This window comes from Pseudomonas sp. UF-293, assembly GCF_058245595.1.
On record NZ_JBSICA010000012.1, the window covers coordinates 36,591 to 55,060 of the forward strand.

General features: G+C 60.2%; 19 protein-coding genes. 14 read left to right on the plus strand and 5 right to left on the minus strand.

The features are described 5' to 3' along the window. Positions 1-5: 5 nt before the first annotated feature. Both AC4IHP_RS15155 and AC4IHP_RS15160 read right to left on the minus strand, forming a co-directional pair. The gene (locus AC4IHP_RS15155; RefSeq protein ID WP_016771677.1) at positions 6-530 is read right to left on the minus strand and encodes a KdsC family phosphatase; all 525 of its coding nucleotides are present in this window, start codon (positions 528-530) and stop codon (positions 6-8) included. Next, on the minus strand, positions 530-1,504 hold the full coding sequence (locus tag AC4IHP_RS15160; protein WP_039759372.1) for a KpsF/GutQ family sugar-phosphate isomerase: 975 nt from the start codon (positions 1,502-1,504) through the stop codon (positions 530-532). The genes AC4IHP_RS15155 and AC4IHP_RS15160 overlap by 1 nt, the downstream gene beginning before the upstream one ends. A 272-nt stretch (positions 1,505-1,776) precedes the next feature. Here AC4IHP_RS15160 and AC4IHP_RS15165 point away from each other — a divergent pair, with 272 nt between their 5' ends. From AC4IHP_RS15165 to hisC, 10 genes are all read left to right on the plus strand, one after another. Next, entirely contained in the window at positions 1,777-2,586 is an 810-nt protein-coding gene (locus AC4IHP_RS15165) for an ATP-binding cassette domain-containing protein (protein WP_122508228.1), read from the plus strand. Further along, positions 2,586-3,383, plus strand: coding sequence for a lipid asymmetry maintenance ABC transporter permease subunit MlaE (mlaE, locus tag AC4IHP_RS15170; protein WP_039759366.1), 798 nt, complete (start codon positions 2,586-2,588; stop codon positions 3,381-3,383). The genes AC4IHP_RS15165 and mlaE overlap by 1 nt, the downstream gene beginning before the upstream one ends. Continuing rightward, complete coding sequence (gene mlaD / locus AC4IHP_RS15175; protein ID WP_016771673.1) at positions 3,383-3,850, plus strand: outer membrane lipid asymmetry maintenance protein MlaD; 468 nt, start codon at positions 3,383-3,385, stop codon at positions 3,848-3,850. Before mlaE ends, mlaD begins: the two co-directional genes overlap by 1 nt. A gap of 11 nt (positions 3,851-3,861) precedes the next feature. Then, positions 3,862-4,515 carry an MlaC/ttg2D family ABC transporter substrate-binding protein gene (locus tag AC4IHP_RS15180; RefSeq protein WP_076565863.1) on the plus strand — a complete coding sequence of 218 codons (654 nt, stop codon included), beginning with the start codon at positions 3,862-3,864 and terminating at the stop codon, positions 4,513-4,515. Beyond that, positions 4,512-4,817 (plus strand): STAS domain-containing protein, encoded by a 306-nt coding sequence (locus AC4IHP_RS15185; protein WP_490832063.1) that lies wholly within the window; start codon positions 4,512-4,514, stop codon positions 4,815-4,817. Before AC4IHP_RS15180 ends, AC4IHP_RS15185 begins: the two co-directional genes overlap by 4 nt. 115 nt (positions 4,818-4,932) lie before the next feature. Beyond that, entirely contained in the window at positions 4,933-5,172 is a 240-nt protein-coding gene (locus tag AC4IHP_RS15190; protein ID WP_016771670.1) for a BolA family protein, read from the plus strand. A gap of 22 nt (positions 5,173-5,194) precedes the next feature. Continuing rightward, positions 5,195-6,460, plus strand: coding sequence for a UDP-N-acetylglucosamine 1-carboxyvinyltransferase (gene murA / locus AC4IHP_RS15195; protein ID WP_016771669.1), 1,266 nt, complete (start codon positions 5,195-5,197; stop codon positions 6,458-6,460). Between the two features lie 128 nt (positions 6,461-6,588). After that, on the plus strand, positions 6,589-7,224 hold the full coding sequence (hisG, locus tag AC4IHP_RS15200; protein WP_016771668.1) for an ATP phosphoribosyltransferase: 636 nt from the start codon (positions 6,589-6,591) through the stop codon (positions 7,222-7,224). A gap of 125 nt (positions 7,225-7,349) precedes the next feature. Then, positions 7,350-8,687: a histidinol dehydrogenase gene (gene hisD / locus AC4IHP_RS15205; protein WP_460124026.1), complete on the plus strand. Its 1,338-nt coding sequence runs from the start codon at positions 7,350-7,352 to the stop codon at positions 8,685-8,687. 3 nt (positions 8,688-8,690) lie between these two features. Further along, positions 8,691-9,743 carry a histidinol-phosphate transaminase gene (hisC, locus tag AC4IHP_RS15210; RefSeq protein ID WP_460124029.1) on the plus strand — a complete coding sequence of 351 codons (1,053 nt, stop codon included), beginning with the start codon at positions 8,691-8,693 and terminating at the stop codon, positions 9,741-9,743. A 116-nt stretch (positions 9,744-9,859) separates the two neighbouring features. On the opposite strand, the gene AC4IHP_RS15215 is transcribed toward hisC, so the two are convergent. The 3 genes from AC4IHP_RS15215 to algW all read right to left on the minus strand — a co-directional run bounded on the left by AC4IHP_RS15215 (position 9,860) and on the right by algW (position 13,943). Next, a complete protein-coding gene (locus AC4IHP_RS15215; protein ID WP_490832064.1) occupies positions 9,860-10,579 on the minus strand; it encodes a DUF4198 domain-containing protein in 720 nt (239 codons plus the stop codon). A 12-nt stretch (positions 10,580-10,591) separates the two neighbouring features. Beyond that, entirely contained in the window at positions 10,592-12,697 is a 2,106-nt protein-coding gene (locus AC4IHP_RS15220; RefSeq protein WP_490832065.1) for a TonB-dependent siderophore receptor, read from the minus strand. 88 nt (positions 12,698-12,785) lie between these two features. Then, entirely contained in the window at positions 12,786-13,943 is a 1,158-nt protein-coding gene (algW, locus tag AC4IHP_RS15225; RefSeq protein WP_490832066.1) for a Do family serine endopeptidase AlgW, read from the minus strand. Positions 13,944-14,047: 104 nt separating this feature from the next. Between algW and AC4IHP_RS15230 the strand changes: the two genes are divergently transcribed. The 4 genes from AC4IHP_RS15230 to cysN all read left to right on the plus strand — a co-directional run bounded on the left by AC4IHP_RS15230 (position 14,048) and on the right by cysN (position 18,377). Continuing rightward, on the plus strand, positions 14,048-14,806 hold the full coding sequence (locus AC4IHP_RS15230) for a Nif3-like dinuclear metal center hexameric protein (RefSeq protein ID WP_490832067.1): 759 nt from the start codon (positions 14,048-14,050) through the stop codon (positions 14,804-14,806). Positions 14,807-15,061: 255 nt separating this feature from the next. Continuing rightward, positions 15,062-15,979, plus strand: a complete 918-nt coding sequence (cysD, locus tag AC4IHP_RS15235; protein ID WP_007912374.1) for a sulfate adenylyltransferase subunit CysD — start codon at positions 15,062-15,064, stop codon at positions 15,977-15,979. 104 nt (positions 15,980-16,083) lie between these two features. Beyond that, a complete protein-coding gene (locus tag AC4IHP_RS15240; protein ID WP_150705949.1) occupies positions 16,084-16,425 on the plus strand; it encodes a four helix bundle protein in 342 nt (113 codons plus the stop codon). 53 nt (positions 16,426-16,478) lie between these two features. Beyond that, positions 16,479-18,377, plus strand: coding sequence for a sulfate adenylyltransferase subunit CysN (gene cysN, locus AC4IHP_RS15245; protein ID WP_490832068.1), 1,899 nt, complete (start codon positions 16,479-16,481; stop codon positions 18,375-18,377). Positions 18,378-18,470: the final 93 nt, after the last annotated feature.

Sequence of the window (18,470 nt, forward strand, 5' to 3'; positions counted from 1 at the left end):
CAGGCTCACAGGTACGCGGCGTTGGCCGCTTCGAGGCGGCCCTGGGCGCGCAGGATCAATTCGCAGAATTCGCGGGCGGCACCCTCGCCGCCACGGGCGCGGGTAACGCCGTGGGCGTGTTCGCGGACGAAATCGGCAGCGTTGGCCACCGCCATGCCCAGCCCTACACGGCGGATTACCGGCAAGTCTGGCAGATCGTCACCGAGATAGGCGACTTCTTCATAGCTTAGGCCCAGTTGCGCGAGCAGACCGTCGAGTACCACCAGTTTGTCTTCACGCCCCTGAAACAGATGGGGGATGCCGAGGTTTTTCGCGCGACGCTCGACCACCGGGGTCTTGCGACCGCTGATGATCGCGGTTTGTACGCCGGCATTCATCAGCATCTTGATACCCTGGCCGTCGAGGGTGTTGAAGGTCTTGAACTCGCTGCCGTCTTCGAGGAAGTACAGGCGCCCATCGGTGAGCACGCCGTCGACGTCGAACACAGCCAGTTTGATTGCTTTGCCGCGTTGCAGCAGATCGTTGCTCATTACATGACTCCTGCGCGCAGCAGATCGGAGAGGTTGAAGGCGCCGATCGGGCGATCCTCCTCGTCGACGACTACCAGGGCGTTGATTCGATGGTCTTCCATGATTTTCAGGGCTTCGGCGGCGAGCATGTCGGGCCGGGCGGTCTTGCCGTGTGCAGTCATCACTTGGTCGATGGTGGCGCTGCGGATGTCGATGGCGCGATCCAGCGTGCGGCGCAAATCACCGTCGGTGAAGATCCCGGCGAGCTTGCCGTCGGCTTCAAGGATAGCGGTCATGCCCAGACCTTTGCGGGTCATTTCCATCAGTGCGTCTTTGAGCAGGGTGCCGCGTTGTACCTGTGGCAGCTCTTGCCCGGCGTGCATGACGTTTTCCACTTTCAGCAGCAGGCGACGGCCAAGGGCGCCACCCGGATGCGAGAAGGCAAAATCTTCAGCGGTGAAACCACGCGCTTCCAGCAAGGCCACGGCCAGAGCGTCACCCATGACCAGCGCGGCGGTGGTCGAAGAGGTCGGTGCCAGATTCAGCGGGCAGGCTTCGTGCTCGACATGCACATTGAGATTGACCTCGGCTGCCTTCGCCAATGGCGACTGCGGATTGCCGGTGACGCTGATCAGTTGAATGCCCAAGCGCTTGATCAACGGCAACAGAGTCACGATTTCATTGGTCGAACCAGAGTTCGACAGGGCCAGAATAACGTCGTCGCGGGTGATCATGCCCATGTCGCCGTGGCTGGCTTCGGCCGGATGCACGAAAAACGCCGGGGTGCCGGTGCTGGCCAGGGTCGCGGCGATCTTGTTGCCGATATGCCCGGATTTGCCCATGCCGACTACGACCACGCGGCCCTTGCTGGCCAGAATCATCTCGCAGGCGCGTACGAAATCGGCGTCGATATGGGCCATCAAGCCTTGGACGGCTTCCACTTCGAGGCGGATGGTGCGTTGTGCCGATTGAATCAGGTCGCGGGTTTTGCTCATGTCAGAATCGTATGGGCCGATGAAAAGGCGGCGATTATAGCGGTTATGTGGCAAAGCCTCACGCAAGTTCGACGTGCTTTGTCATTACTGGTTACCAAAACCCTCTGAAACTCGCTCAGACCCTCTTCAGTCGGCGATCTTGGCCGGGTTCTCGCTTGGGCGCTCAGCCTTTGCAGTGATATAGTTCGCCGCCAGTTCGGCCTGCCCGGGATGCAGGTGTTTCCGAGGAAAGTCTGGCATCCCAGTGAGAGGCTGCATCGCAAGGAGTTTAGATGAGTGCCGATAACGCCTACGCGGTCGAGCTGAAGGGAGTCTCCTTCAAGCGCGGTGCGCGGAGCATTTTCAATAACGTCGATATCCGCATCCCGCGCGGCAAGGTCACCGGCATCATGGGGCCTTCCGGGTGCGGCAAGACCACGCTGCTGCGCCTGATGGGCGCGCAGTTGCGGCCGTCCGGCGGCGAAGTCTGGGTCAACGGGCAGAACCTGCCGACGCTGTCGCGCAGTGATCTGTTCGATGCGCGCAAGCACATGGGCGTGCTGTTTCAGAGCGGTGCGCTGTTCACCGACCTCGATGTGTTCGAGAACGTAGCCTTTCCGCTGCGGGTGCACACCCAACTGCCGGAAGACATGATCCGCGACATCGTCCTGCTCAAATTGCAGGCGGTGGGGCTGCGTGGCGCCATCGAACTGATGCCGGACGAACTGTCCGGTGGCATGAAGCGCCGCGTTGCGCTGGCCCGGGCGATTGCCCTCGATCCGCAGATTCTCATGTACGACGAGCCCTTCGTGGGCCAGGACCCGATCGCCATGGGCGTGCTGGTACGCCTGATCCGCCTGCTCAACGATGCACTGGGAATCACCAGTATCGTGGTCTCCCATGACCTGGCGGAAACCGCGAGCATTGCCGACTACATCTATGTAGTGGGCGATGGTCAGGTGCTGGGGCAGGGCACGCCGGACGAACTGATGAATTCGGATGAACCGCGTATCCGCCAGTTCATGACCGGCGATCCCGATGGCCCGGTGCCGTATCACTTTCCAGCGACGGATTACCGCGCAGATCTTCTGGGGAAGCGCTGATGCGCAGAATTTCATTGATGGAACGCGTGCGTCGGTTCGGCGAATCGGCGATCGACGCGGTCGCGGTGTTTGGTCGAGCGACCCTGTTCCTGTTTCACGCCCTGCTGGGCCGTGGCGGTATCAGCGGTGGTTTCGGCCTGTTGATCAAACAACTGCATTCGGTCGGCGTCATGTCGCTGGTGATCATCGTGGTCTCCGGCATTTTCATCGGCATGGTGCTCGCGCTGCAGGGCTTCAGCATTCTTTCCAGCTATGGTTCAGAGCAGGCGGTGGGGCAGATGGTCGCCCTGACGCTGCTGCGTGAACTGGGGCCGGTGGTCACCGCGTTGCTGTTTGCCGGTCGCGCCGGTTCGGCGCTGACCGCCGAGATCGGCAACATGAAATCCACCGAGCAGCTGTCCAGCCTGGAAATGATCGGTGTCGATCCGCTCAAGTACATCATCGCCCCGCGCCTGTGGGCCGGCTTCATTTCCCTGCCGGTGCTGGCGATGATCTTCAGCGTCGTCGGCATCTGGGGCGGTTCGTGGGTCGCGGTCGATTGGCTGGGCGTCTACGAAGGCTCCTACTGGGCGAACATGCAGAACAGCGTGACCTTCACCAGCGACGTGCTCAATGGCGTGATCAAAAGTGTCGTTTTCGCCTTTGTCGTGACCTGGATCGCCGTATTCCAAGGCTATGACTGTGAACCCACTTCCGAGGGAATCAGTCGCGCCACCACCAAGACCGTGGTGTTTGCCTCGCTGGCAGTGCTCGGCCTGGACTTTATTCTGACCGCTTTGATGTTTGGAGATTTCTGATGCAAAACCGCACCCTGGAAATCGGTGTCGGCCTGTTCCTGCTGGCAGGGATCCTGGCTTTGCTGCTGCTCGCCTTGCGCGTCAGCGGCCTGTCTCCGACTTCGTCCACCGACACTTACAAGTTGTATGCGTATTTCGACAATATCGCCGGTTTGACGGTCAGAGCCAAAGTGACCATGGCCGGTGTGACCATCGGCAAGGTCACCGCTATCGATCTGGATCGCGACAGCTTCACCGGTCGGGTCACGCTGCAAGTGGATAAAAAGGTCGACAACCTGCCGGTCGATTCCACAGCGTCTATCCTCACCGCGGGTCTGCTGGGCGAGAAGTACATCGGTATCAGCGTCGGCGGCGAGGACACCCAGTTGAAAGACGGTGGAACCATCCACGACACGCAGTCGTCACTGGTACTGGAAGACCTGATCGGTAAATTCCTGCTCAATACCGTTAGCAAAGACGCCAAATGAGGAGCTTTTGAATGATCTCTATCTTGCGACGTGGCCTGTTGGTGTTGCTCGCGGCCCTGCCGTTGATGGCTAACGCTGCACCGGGGCAATCGGCTCATGACCTGATTCAGGACACCACGAACCGGATGCTTGCCGATTTGCAGGCCAACAAAGAGAAGTACAAGCAGGATCCGCAGGATTTCTATGCGGCGCTGAACAGCATCGTTGGTCCGGTGGTAGATGCCGAGGGCATCTCGAAAAGCATCATGACCGTGAAGTATTCGCGCAAGGCTACGCCTGAGCAGATGCAACGCTTTCAGGAAAACTTCAAGCGCGGCCTGTTCCAGTTCTACGGCAACGCTTTGCTGGAATACAACAACCAGGGTATTACCGTTGACCCGGCCAAAGACGAATCGGGCGACCGCACCAGCGTCAACATGACCGTCAAGGGCAGCAACGGCGCGATCTATCCGGTGCAATACACGCTTGAGAAGATCAGCGGCGAGTGGAAACTGCGCAACGTGATCATCAACGGCATCAATATCGGCAAGCTGTTCCGTGACCAGTTCGCCGACGCCATGCAACGCAATGGCAACGATCTGGACAAGACCATCGATGGCTGGGCCGGTGAAGTGGCCAAGGCCAAGCAGGAAACCGACAAAGCCGCCGCGAAGCCAGCGCAATGAGTGAGGCGGCAGTTCGTATGAGTGATGTCGACGAGCTGGTGCTCAGCGGCGTGCTGGATTACCGCACCGGGCCTGGCCTGCGCAAGGAAGGGCAGGCGCTGATCAAGTCGAGCAAGGCATCGGCGCTGGTCATCGATTGTTCGGCGGTGCAGAAGTCCAGCAGCGTCGGCCTGTCGTTGCTGCTGTGCTTCATGCGTGATGCGCAGGCGGCCGGCAAGGCTGTCAGCATCCGCGCGATGCCCGAAGACATGCGCGAAATTGCTCAGGTCAGCGAGTTGACCGAGCTGCTGGCGCACCCCTGAACCCGCATCTATAAAGAAGCCCCCCGTCAGAGTCCTGCGTTGCGGGGTTCGCAGGCGCGGGGCTTTTTTGTATGATGTCCGACCCGTGCGCACAGGGCGCCGATTGAGGTTGAGCATGCAGGCCGTAGAAGTGAAGAGCTTCCTAGAAGGAAAGCTGCCAGGAACGCTGGTAGAAGTTGAAGGCGAAGGCTGCAACTTCCAGCTGAACGTGATCAGCGATGAACTGGCGGCGTTGAGCCCGGTGAAGCGTCAGCAGCAGGTCTATGCCCATTTGAACCCATGGATCACCGATGGCAGCATCCATGCGGTCACTATGAAATTTTTCAGCCGCGCGGCCTGGGCCGAGCGCACCTGAGCCCTAAGGCGTCGAGATACTAATGGATAAATTGATTATTACCGGTGGCGCTCGTCTTGATGGCGAGATCCGCATTTCCGGCGCGAAGAACTCCGCCCTGCCGATTCTGGCTGCGACCTTGCTGTGCGATGGCCCGGTCACCGTCGGTAACCTGCCGCACCTGCACGACATCACCACCATGATCGAGCTGTTCGGGCGCATGGGCATCGAGCCGGTGATCGACGAGAAGCTCAGCGTCGAAATCGACCCGCGCACCATCAAGACCCTGATCGCCCCGTACGAACTGGTGAAAACCATGCGTGCGTCGATTCTGGTACTGGGCCCGATGGTCGCGCGTTTCGGTGAAGCCGAAGTGGCACTGCCTGGCGGTTGCGCCATCGGTTCGCGTCCGGTCGACCTGCACATTCGCGGTCTGGAAGCCATGGGCGCGGTCATCGACGTCGAAGGCGGCTACATCAAGGCCAAGGCGCCTGAAGGCGGCCTGCGCGGCGCGCACTTCTTCTTCGACACCGTCAGCGTGACCGGTACCGAAAACATCATGATGGCCGCTGCTCTGGCCAAGGGCCGCAGCGTGTTGCAGAACGCCGCGCGCGAGCCTGAAGTAGTCGACCTGGCGAACTTCCTCAATGCCATGGGCGCCAAGGTTTCCGGCGCCGGCACCGACACCATCACCATCGATGGCGTCGAGCGCCTGGGTTCGGCTTTCTACAAAGTCATGCCTGACCGTATCGAAACCGGCACCTACCTGGTCGCCGCTGCCGTGACCGGTGGTCGCGTCAAGGTCAAGGACACCGATCCGACCATCCTCGAAGCGGTGCTGGAAAAGCTCCGTGAAGCCGGTGCGGAAATCACCTGCGGTGAAGACTGGATCGAGCTGAACATGCACGGCAAGCGCCCGAAAGCGGTCAACGTGCGCACTGCGCCGTACCCGGCGTTCCCGACCGACATGCAGGCCCAGTTCATCTCGCTTAACGCCATTGCCGAAGGCACTGGAGCGGTGATCGAGACGATCTTCGAAAACCGTTTCATGCACGTGTACGAACTGCACCGCATGGGCGCGCACATCCAGGTTGAAGGCAACACTGCCATCGTCACCGGTATCGAGAAACTCAAGGGCGCGCCAGTCATGGCCACCGACCTGCGTGCATCGGCCAGTCTGGTGATTTCGGCGCTGGTTGCCGAAGGCGACACGCTGATCGACCGCATCTACCACATCGACCGTGGTTACGAGTGCATCGAAGAAAAACTGCAAATGCTGGGTGCCAAGATCCGTCGCGTTCCGGGCTGATCGCTGCATCGGGACACACGGACGTGTCCACTGAATTCGTTTCGAGTCGAGGGTGTGCGCACCCTCGATGTGTGTCCGGCGCCGATTGCGACCGGGCATGAGTACCTTGATAAGGACTGACGTTTCCCATGTTGACCATCGCACTGTCCAAGGGCCGCATCCTTGACGACACCCTGCCGCTTCTCGCTGAAGCGGGCATCGTGCCGACCGAGAATCCGGACAAGAGCCGCAAGCTGATCATTCCCACGACCCAGGACGACGTGCGTCTGCTGATCGTGCGTGCCACCGACGTGCCGACCTATGTCGAGCATGGCGCGGCCGACCTCGGCGTCGCCGGTAAGGACGTGCTGATGGAGTACAGCGGCCAGGGTCTGTACGAGCCGCTGGACCTGCAGATCGCCCAGTGCAAGCTGATGACCGCCGGCAAGATCGGCGCGGCCGAGCCCAAGGGCCGTCTGCGCGTGGCGACCAAGTTCGTCAACGTTGCCAAGCGTTATTACGCCGAGCAGGGCCGTCAGGTCGACATCATCAAGCTGTACGGCTCGATGGAACTGGCGCCGCTGATCGGGCTGGCCGACAAGATCATCGACGTGGTCGACACCGGCAACACCCTGCGCGCCAACGGCCTGGAGCCACAGGAACTGATCGCCACGATCAGCTCGCGTCTGGTCGTCAACAAGGCTTCAATGAAAATGCAGCACGCCCGAATCCAGGCGTTGATCGACACCCTGCGCAACGCAGTGGAATCGCGACACCGCGGCTGATCTACCTGCGCGGCCCGAGGCCGCGCCGTCTATCCGCCTCATAGCCAGAATTCTCAGGTGCCCAAGCGGATCGAATGCTAGTTTCGGGCGCCTGAGTTATTTGCCATTCCTATGAGGCTCTCGCTATGACCGCAACCACTGCAATTCGCCGACTCAACGCTGCTGACCCGGATTTCGCGCATCATCTGGATCATCTGCTGAGCTGGGAAAGTGTGTCTGACGACTCGGTCAATCAGCGCGTTCTGGACATCATCAAGGCTGTGCGCGAACGTGGTGACGCAGCGCTGGTCGAGTTCACCCAGAAGTTCGACGGTCTTGAAGTCGCCTCGATGGCCGACCTGATCCTGCCGCGCGAGCGCCTCGAACTGGCCCTGACCCGCATCACGGTGCCGCAACGCGAGGCCCTGGAAAAAGCCGCCGCCCGGGTGCGCAGCTATCACGAAAAACAGAAGCAGGATTCCTGGAGCTACACCGAAGCTGACGGCACGGTGCTCGGCCAGAAAGTCACGCCACTGGATCGCGCAGGCCTTTACGTGCCGGGCGGCAAGGCCTCGTATCCGTCGTCGGTATTGATGAACGCGATTCCGGCGAAGGTGGCCGGCGTGACCGAAGTGGTCATGGTCGTGCCAACCCCTCGCGGTGAAATCAACGAGCTGGTGCTGGCCGCTGCCTGCATCGCCGGTGTCGACCGCGTGTTCACCATCGGCGGCGCGCAAGCGGTTGCCGCCCTGGCTTACGGCACCGAAAGCGTGCCGCGTGTCGACAAGGTTGTCGGCCCGGGCAATATCTATGTGGCCACGGCCAAGCGCCATGTGTTCGGCCAGGTCGGCATCGACATGATCGCCGGCCCTTCGGAAATTCTTGTGGTCTGCGACGGCCAGACCGATCCGGACTGGATCGCCATGGACCTGTTCTCGCAAGCCGAGCACGACGAAGACGCGCAAGCGATTCTGGTCAGCCCCGACGCCGAGTTCCTCGACAAGGTGGCCGCGAGCATCGATAAATTGCTGCCGACCATGGACCGCGCGACCATCATCGAAACTTCGATCAATGGCCGTGGTGCGCTGATTCAGGTGAGCGACATGGCGCAGGCCATCGAAGTCGCCAACCGCATCGCCCCGGAACACCTGGAATTGTCGGTCGCTGATCCACAAGCCTGGCTGCCGCAGATTCGTCACGCCGGTGCGATCTTCATGGGGCGCCACACTTCCGAAGCGTTGGGCGACTACTGTGCGGGCCCGAACCACGTGTTGCCGACTTCCGGCACCGCGCGCTTCTCCTCGCCACTGGGCGTCTACGACTTCCAGAAGCGCTCGTCGATCATCTTCTGCTCCGAGGCCGGCGCTTCCGAGCTGGGCAAAACTGCATCGGTACTGGCCCGTGGCGAATCACTGAGCGCCCACGCGCGCAGCGCCGAATACCGCATCAAAGACGAAGACTTTCTGAAAGGGCAGGGGAACTGAGCGATGAGTAAATTCTGGAGCCCGTTCGTCAAGGATCTGGTGCCCTACGTGCCGGGCGAACAGCCGAAGCTGACCAAGCTGGTCAAGCTCAATACCAACGAAAATCCGTACGGCCCGTCGCCAAAAGCGCTGGCCGCGATGCAGGCCGAGCTCAACGACAACCTGCGCCTGTACCCGGACCCGAACAGTGACCTGCTGAAAAACGCCGTGGCCCAATACTACGGCGTGCAAACCAGTCAGGTGTTCCTTGGCAACGGTTCGGACGAAGTGCTCGCGCACATCTTCCACGGTCTGCTGCAACACGATCAGCCGCTGCTGTTCCCGGACATCAGCTACAGCTTTTATCCGGTCTACTGCGGTCTGTACGGCATTGAATTCGATGCGGTGCCACTGGATGCGCAATTCCAGATCAACCCCGCCGACTATGCCAAACCGAATGGCGGGATCATTTTCCCCAACCCGAACGCGCCGACCGGTTGCTTGCTGGCGCTGGAAGCCGTCGAGCAAATCCTCAAGGCCAGCCCGGATTCGGTGGTCGTGGTGGATGAGGCCTACATCGACTTTGGCGGCGAGACGGCGATCAGTCTGGTCGATCGTTATCCGAATCTGCTGGTGACGCAGACTCTGTCCAAGTCACGCTCGCTGGCTGGCCTGCGCGTCGGTCTGGCGGTAGGGCATGCGGATCTGATCGAGGCGCTGGAGCGGATCAAGAACAGCTTCAACTCCTATCCACTGGATCGTCTGGCGATTGTCGGTGCGGCGGCGGCTTTCGAGGATCGCGAGTATTTCGACAAGACCTGTCGTCAGGTGATCGAGAGTCGTGATTGGGTCGTTGCGCAATTGCAGGCCAAGGGCTTTGAAGTCCTGCCGTCGGCGGCCAACTTCATTTTCGCTCGCCACCCGCAGCATGACGCGGCGGGGCTGGCGGCCAAGTTGCGTGAGCAGGGTGTGATCGTACGGCACTTCAAGCAGGAGCGGATTGCGCAGTTCTTGCGGATTTCGATTGGTACGCCGGAGCAGAATCAGGCGCTGATTGACGGCCTCGGCGCCCTTTAAGCGACACTGAACTTGTGGGAGCGAGCCTGCTCGCGAAAGCGGTCTTTCATTCAATGCCAGTGCTGAATGTTGTACCTATTCGCGAGCAGGCTCGCTCCCACATTTGCTCATTGTGTTTAGTCGTGATGCGGCTCGCCAACGAATGTCAGCGAACTGAACAACCCACGACTATCCACATCCACACTGTCCTTCACCGGCACTTCAACCTGCGCCGCAATCACATTCAAACCCTCATTTCTCACCAATACCTGCGCACGGCCATCTTTGTCCGTCTCGGTACTCAGCGTGTTCGGCGCGCTGCGATAGTCGCCATACAACTTCACTCCTGCGGCCGGTTTGCCATCGAGCAGCACCCGCACCGGTAACGATTTGCCCGGCCCGACCGTCAGTGGATCAACCTCCGGCAGGATCAGCAGTTTGATCTGCTCCAGTTTCGGCAACTTCGCCCCCGGCTGATAGATCGCCAGGCTGTACTTGAACGTCTGCGTGGCCTCGATGGCGCCGGGTACTTTGCTGCGGCCTTCGTTGATCCACTTCTTGTCCGCCGTCTGCGACCACATGCCATTGTTCAGCGCCACGGCCATCAACGCCGGCGGCTTCAACGGTTTCAGCCGGGCATGATCGGCCAGGCGCTCGACGCTGACCGGGATCATTTTGCCGCTTGCGTCATAAGCCCAGGCACCGCTGATTTTTTGTGCCTTGAAGGCGTTGTCTTCGGCGCCGTGACCGTAGACCACTTCGATGTTGCCGCGTCGTTCTTCTGTCCACAGGCCGTGGGCCGACACTTGGCCTGCGAACAGCGCAGCGATGAGCAGAAGGGTTTTGCCGTAGTGCATGGTGACGTCCTTTTACAGGTTGAGTGTCAGGCTGACAGTGAAATTGCGCGGCTCGCCGGGGTTGACCCAGTAGTTGCTGTAGGAGCGCTCGTAATATTTCTCGTCGAAGATGTTGTTCAGGTTCAGGCCGACCGTGACGTTGTCGCTGGCCTTGTAATGCGCGAGCAAGTCGACGGTCTGGTAGGCCGGCAATTCGAAGTCGCTGCCGGATTCGCCCGAGCGATCCCCGACGTAGGTGAACGCTGCACCGACGTCTGAACCGCGCAGTCGGCCATCCTGAAATTCATAAACACCCAGCAGACTGCCGCTGCGTTTAGCCACGCCGAGGATGCGGCTGCCGGTAGGAATGGTCGCGTCGCCCTTGGTCACCTCGGCGTCGATGTAGGCGAAGGCGCCGATGACCCGCACCGCGTCGGTCACCTGGCCGCTCACTTGCCAATCGAAACCCTGACTGCGCGCCTTGCCCATGGCGCGGCTGGTGTCGGTGCCCGGATCGAGGGCGAGGACGTTTTCCTTGTCGATGTGGAAGAAGGCGAGGGTGCTGCTCACGCGCTCATCGAACAGCTCGTTCTTGATCCCCACTTCGTAACCTACGCCTTCTTCCGGATCGAAGGATTTGCCGGAGGCATCCAGGCCGTTGTTCGGTTTGAACGAGGTCGAGGCGTTGGCGAACAGGCCGGTATTTGGCGTGATCTGATAGAGCAGGCCGGCGCGTTGAGTCAGCGCGTCGTGGCGCTGCTGGCTTCTGGCATTACGGCTGTGATCGTCGATGCGCTGATCGAAGTGCTCGAAGCGCGCACCGAGCATGCCGCGCAACTTGTCAGTGAAGATGATCTGGTCCTGCAGATTCAGCGCCTGGCTTTCGACGTGTTCGAAGAAGTCGGTGCCCGAGCGTGCGCCGTTGGGTTTCGGCTGGCCGTAGAGCGGCTTATAGATGTCGATGGCGTAGGGGCCGCCAGCAATGGTGGTGACGCGCTCGTCCTTGCGATAGTTCTCGTACTCGGTGCCGATCAGCAATTCGTGCTGCCACGGCCCGAGATCGAACAGACCGCGCAGTTCCAGTTGGGTGATGCTGTCGTGCCAATTCGTGTCGCGTTCGCGAAAGCGGCGGTTCACCGTGTGGCCATCGGCGTTCAGCGCCCGCTGTTCCGAGGCGTCGCCCCAGAGCTTGCCTTCCTTGTAATGGCTGGCCAAGCGCAGTTTCCAGCTGTCGTTCAGATGGTGTTCAAGAGTGGCCTGGAGCAGGTTGTTGTGGTTATCGATGTTGCCGTCGTTGGGTTCGCCCAAGAACGTCGAGCGCGATACGCCGCTCCATTTGTTGTTCGGCGCCACGACGCCACGATCGAACGTCGAGTTGTGACGGACGATTTCGCTTTCCACCAGCAGCGATGTATCCGGGCTCAACTGCCAACTGATCGAAGGCGCAACGAAGACCCGCTGGCTGTCGACGTGGTCGCGAAAGCTGTTGTTGTCTTCTACGGCGAGGTTGATGCGCGAGAGCACATCGCCCTGTTCATCGAGGGGCGTGTTGACGTCCAGCGCGGTGCGATAGCGGTCCCAACTGCCAGCGCTGGTTTGCAGAGTGGTGAACGCTTCCGGCTGTGGTTTCTTGGTGACGATGTTCACCGTACCGCCCGGATCTCCCCGGCCGTAAAGGCTGGCGGCCGGGCCTTTGAGCACTTCGATGCGCTCGATGTTGGCGGCATCCGGCGTGCTCGGATAACCGCGATTGGCACTGAAGCCGTCCTTGTAGAACTCGGACGTCGTGAAGCCGCGCACGCTGTATTCGTACAGGGTCAGGCCGCCGAAGTTGTTCTGCTTCGACACGCCGCCGGCAAAATCCAGGGCGCGCTCGACGCTGCTGCTGCCCAGATCCGAGAGCACACTGGCCGGAACCACGCTGATGGCTTGTGGGATATCGCGGATCGCTGTGTCGGTTTTGGTCGCACTGGCCGAGCGAGTCGCGCGATAACCGCTGACCGGGCCGGTCGGGGATTCGTAGTCGGAAGTGACGCTGATGGCTTCCAGCTCAATGGGCTGCGGCTCATCGGCGAAGGCGGGATCGCAGAGCAAACCCAGGGTCAGGCCCAGCAGCGAGGCCTTTTTGCGAGACGACATGTTATGTTGTTCCAATTGCTAGAATTGAAACAATATAACATGCCTGTTGAGAATGTCTGTTATTCGCGCCGTTGGCGCGAAAACATTTTTATTCTTCTTTTTCTTTGACTGGCGCCGGCGGTGGACGCAGGCCGATTTCAGCGGTCAGCTTCAGCTCCTTGCCGTTGCGCATGACCTGGATTGTCACCTTGTCGGTCGGTTTGATCCGCGCCACCTGGTTCATCGAGCGGCGGCCATCGCCGGCCGGTTCGCCATCGATACTCAGGATCACATCGCCCAGTTGCAAGCCGGCTTTCTGCGCCGGGCCGTCACGGAAGATCCCGGCGACGACAATCCCCGGACGCCCGGACAAGCCAAACGACTCCGCCAGTTCCTGAGTCAGCGGTTGCACTTCGATGCCCAGCCAGCCACGAATCACCTGGCCGTGCTCGATGATCGACTTCATCACCTCCATCGCCAGTTTCACCGGGATGGCAAAACCGATGCCTTGCGAGCCGCCGGATTTGGAAAAGATCGCCGTGTTGATGCCGGTGAGGTTGCCGTTGGCATCGACCAACGCACCGCCGGAGTTACCCGGGTTGATGGCCGCATCGGTCTGGATGAAGTCTTCGTAGTTGTTCAGCCCCAGCTGATTGCGGCCGGTGGCACTGATGATGCCCATGGTCACGGTCTGGCCGACGCCGAACGGGTTGCCGATGGCCAGCGCGACGTCGCCGATGCGAATGCTGTCGGACCGGCCGACGGTGATTGCCGGGAGGTTTTTCAGGTCGATTTTCAGGACAGCCAGGTCGGTTTCCGGATCGCTGCCAATCACTCGGGCCAAGGTCTCACGGCCATCCTTCAACGCCACGACGATCTGGTCGGCGCCGCTGGTGACGTGGTTGTTGGTAAGGATGTAGCCTTCCGGGCTCATGATCACGCCGGAGCCGAGGCTCGATTCCATGCGCTTCTGTTTCGGCGAGTTGTCACCAAAGAAGCGGCGGAACTGCGGATCCTCGAACAAGGGATGCGCCGGTTTGTTGATGACCTTGGTGGTGTACAGGTTGACCACCGACGGTGCGGCGATGCCCACTGCATCCGCATAGGACACCGGCCCCTGTTGCACGACCGTTGTCTGTGGCGCCTGTTGCAGATTGACGTCGAGGCTCGGCAGCCCGACCCACTCGGGGTAACGCTGAATAATCAACAGAGCGATAAGCACACCGGCCAACAGCGGCCAGCCAAAAAAACGCAGCGCCTTGAGCATTAAGCACGTTCCTGGAAAGGTTGCAGGCGAGGTCAGACCGCCCATAATGTCGCGCATTATACGAGGCCGCGCGTGCCTCTGAACGGGATATTTAGGAGTCTTTCATGGCCGTTGCCCTCAGCACCCTTGTCGAAGAAGCCGACCGTTACCTGGGCAGTGCGAAAATTGCCGATTATTGCCCCAACGGTTTGCAGGTCGAAGGCCGGCCGCAGGTGATGCGTATCGTCAGTGGCGTCACCGCCAGCCAGGCTTTATTGGACGCCGCCGTCGAAGCCGAGGCCGACCTGATCCTGGTCCACCACGGTTATTTCTGGAAAGGCGAAAACCCTTGCGTCACCGGCATGAAACAGCGCCGCTTGAAGACCTTGCTCAAGCACGACATCAGTCTGCTTGCTTACCACTTGCCGCTGGATCTGCACTCGGACGTCGGCAACAACGTGCAACTGGCGCGTCAGCTCGACATCACTGTCGAAGGGCCGCTGGACCCGAGCAATCCGAAAGTCGTCGGGCTGGTCGGTTCGCTGAATGAGCCGATGACCGCACGGGATTTCGCGCGCAAGGTGCAGGAAGTCATGGGCCGCGAGCCGCTGTTGATCGAAGGCAGCGGCATGATCCGTCGCGTCGGCTGGTGCACCGGTGGCGGCCAGGGTTACATCGATCAGGGCGTGGCGGCGGGTGTCGATCTGTTCATCAGCGGCGAGGCCTCCGAGCAGACCTTCCATAGCGCCCGGGAAAACGACATCAGCTTCATCGCCGCCGGCCACCATGCCACCGAACGCTATGGTGTGCAGGCGCTGGGTGAGTATCTGGCGAAGCGCTTTGCCCTTGAGCACATGTTCATCGATTGCCCCAACCCGATCTGAAGCTCACCATTAATCCAATGTGGGAGGGGGCTTGCTCCCGAAAGCGGTGGGTCAACCAGCATCAGCGTTGACTGACACACCGCATTCGGGAGCAAGCCCCCTCCCACAGTAGTCGCGTTTCAGCCCAAACGAGCAGGCATATTCATATACCCTTTCGATCTAGTTGGCGTCCTGATTAGAAGAGGTCGCTGTGCTAGGATTCCTCGCTCGAACACGGCCCGCTGGCCGTTCATAAGAAAGCTTTCGTGAGTAGCCATGGTCGACAAACTGACGCATCTGAAACAGCTGGAGGCGGAAAGCATCCACATCATCCGCGAGGTGGCCGCCGAGTTCGATAACCCGGTGATGCTGTACTCCATCGGTAAAGACTCCGCCGTGATGCTGCACCTGGCACGCAAGGCGTTCTTCCCGGGCAAACTGCCGTTTCCGGTGATGCACGTCGACACCCGCTGGAAATTCCAGGAGATGTACAAGTTCCGCGACAAGATGGTCGAAGAACTGGGCCTGGACCTCATCACCCACATCAACCCCGATGGCGTGGCGCAGAACATCAACCCGTTCACCCACGGCAGCGCCAAGCACACCGACATCATGAAAACCGAAGGCCTGAAACAGGCACTCGACAAACACGGTTTCGATGCAGCATTCGGCGGCGCCCGTCGCGATGAAGAGAAATCCCGCGCCAAAGAGCGCGTGTACTCGTTCCGCGACAGCAAGCACCGCTGGGACCCGAAAAACCAGCGTCCCGAACTGTGGAACGTCTACAACGGCAAGGTCAACAAGGGCGAATCCATCCGTGTATTCCCTCTATCGAACTGGACCGAGCTGGACATCTGGCAGTACATCTACCTCGAAGGCATCCCGATCGTGCCGCTGTACTTTGCCGCCGAACGCGAAGTGATCGAGAAGAACGGCACGCTGATCATGATCGACGACGAGCGCATCCTCGAGCACCTGTCCGACGAAGACAAAGCGCGCATCGTGAAAAAGAAAGTGCGGTTCCGCACCCTTGGCTGCTACCCGTTGACGGGCGCGGTGGAGTCCGAGGCCGAAAGCCTGACGGACATCATTCAGGAAATGCTCCTGACGCGAACTTCCGAGCGCCAGGGCCGGGTCATCGACCACGATGGCGCAGGCTCGATGGAAGACAAAAAACGTCAGGGGTACTTTTAAGCTTCGAGTTACAAGCGGCAAGCTGCAAGTTAAAGGCGGTATGCGTAACTTTGCAGTTTGGCGCTTGCGGCCGGTTGCTGCGAGCCGGAATCGGATGACTCGTAATGGATTTCGAGAAACTGGTTGTTTGGCAGCGAAGCAAATGTTTAGCGGTGGGGATTTTTAGAGAGTTTGCGCGATGCGGGGATTTTGGATTCAAGGATCAGATCACCCGCTCTGCACTGTCAGTGCCTTCCAATATTGCTGAAGGCATGGAGCGTCGGAGTTGCAAAGAAAAGGTGCACTTTCTTTGGATCGCGAAGGCTTCTTGCGGAGAGTTGCGGACCCAGATCCTGATAGGCCGAGATATCGCTTACATCGCAGAACCGCTGGCTGAAAATTGGATTATGGAAACCCGTGAGCTTTCTAGAATGCTGGGCGGGTTGATCAACAAAATTTCTGACTAGCTGTACGCCGACAAGCTTGCCGCTTGAAGCTTACAGCTCGGAGCTTGAATGCAATGAGCCATGTTTCTGATTTGATCAGCGAGGACATCCTCGCCTACCTGGGCCAGCACGAACGTAAAGAGCTGCTGCGCTTTTTGACCTGCGGTAACGTCGATGACGGCAAGAGCACCCTGATCGGGCGCCTGCTGCACGACTCGAAAATGATCTACGAAGATCACCTCGAGGCGATCACCCGCGATTCGAAAAAATCCGGCACCACCGGTGACGACATCGACCTGGCGTTGCTGGTCGACGGCCTGCAGGCCGAGCGTGAGCAGGGCATCACCATTGATGTGGCTTACCGCTATTTCTCCACCGCCAAGCGCAAATTCATCATCGCCGACACCCCCGGCCATGAGCAGTACACCCGCAACATGGCCACCGGTGCGTCCACCTGTGACCTGGCGATCATTCTGGTCGACGCCCGTTACGGCGTTCAGACCCAGACCCGTCGCCACAGCTTCATCGCCTCCCTGCTGGGCATCAAACACATCGTCGTCGCCATCAACAAGATGGACTTGAAGGACTTTGACGAAGGCGTGTTCGAGTCGATCAAGGCTGACTACCTGAAGTTCGCCGAAGGCTTGAAGATGAAGCCGACCAGCATGCACTTCGTGCCGATGTCTGCCCTTAAAGGCGACAACGTGGTGAACAAGTCCGAGCGCTCGCCGTGGTACACCGGCCAGTCGCTGATGGAAATCCTCGAAACTGTGGAAGTGGCGGGCGATCGCAACTTCACCGACCTGCGTTTCCCGGTGCAATACGTCAACCGTCCGAACCTGAACTTCCGTGGTTTCGCCGGCACGCTGGCCAGCGGCATCGTGCACAAGGGCGACGAAGTCGTGGTGCTGCCGTCGGGCAAGAGCAGCCGGGTGAAGTCCATCGTCACTTTCGAAGGTGAGCTGGAACACGCAGGTCCAGGCCAGGCCGTAACGCTGACCATGGAAGACGAAATCGACATCTCCCGTGGCGACCTGCTGGTGCATGCCGACAACGTGCCGCCGGTCACCGACAGCTTCGAAGCGATGCTGGTGTGGATGGCTGAAGAGCCGATGCTGCCGGGCAAGAAATACGACATCAAACGCGCCACCAGTTACGTGCCGGGTTCGATCGCCAGCATCGTCAACAAGGTCGACGTGAGCACTCTGGAAGAAGGCCCGGCGAGCGCGTTGCAGCTCAACGAAATCGGCAAGGTGAAGATCGCGCTCGACGCGCCGATCGCCCTCGACGGTTACGACAGCAACCGCACCACCGGCGCGTTCATCGTCATTGATCGCCTGACCAACGGCACCGTTGGCGCCGGCATGATCGTCGCTCAGCCAGTGGCCCATGGCACCGCCACCCACCACGGCAAATTGGCCCACGTAGCGACCGAAGAACGTGCCCAGCGCTTCGGCCAGCAACCGGCAACCGTGCTGTTCAGCGGCCTGTCCGGCGCGGGCAAAAGCACCCTGGCGTATGCGGTCGAGCGCAAGCTGTTCGACATGGGCCGCGCGGTGTTTGTCCTCGATGGCCAGAACCTGCGTCACGATCTGAACAAAGGTCTGCCGCAGGATCGTGCCGGGCGTACCGAGAACTGGCGTCGTGCCGCCCACGTGGCGCGTCAGTTCAACGAAGCCGGTCTGCTGACCCTGGCCGCGTTCGTCGCGCCAAGTGCCGAAGGTCGCGAGCAGGCCAAGGAACTGATCGGCAAGGATCGCTTGCTGACGGTCTACGTGCAGGCCTCGCCGACCGTGTGCGCCGAGCGTGATCCGCAAGGGCTGTACGCTGCTGGCGGCGACAACATTCCGGGCGAATCCTTCCCGTACGACGTGCCGCTGAACGCCGATCTGGTGATCGACACACAGTCGCTGAGCCTGGAAGAAAGCGTCAAGCAAGTGCTGGAGCTGCTGCGTCAGCGTGGCGCCATCTAAGGCAGAAGCAGCGACAAGCTTCTAGCTGCAAGCGGCAAGAAAAAGCCCGCCGGTGAGTGATCATCGGCGGGCTTTTTTATTTGAGAGCGCTGC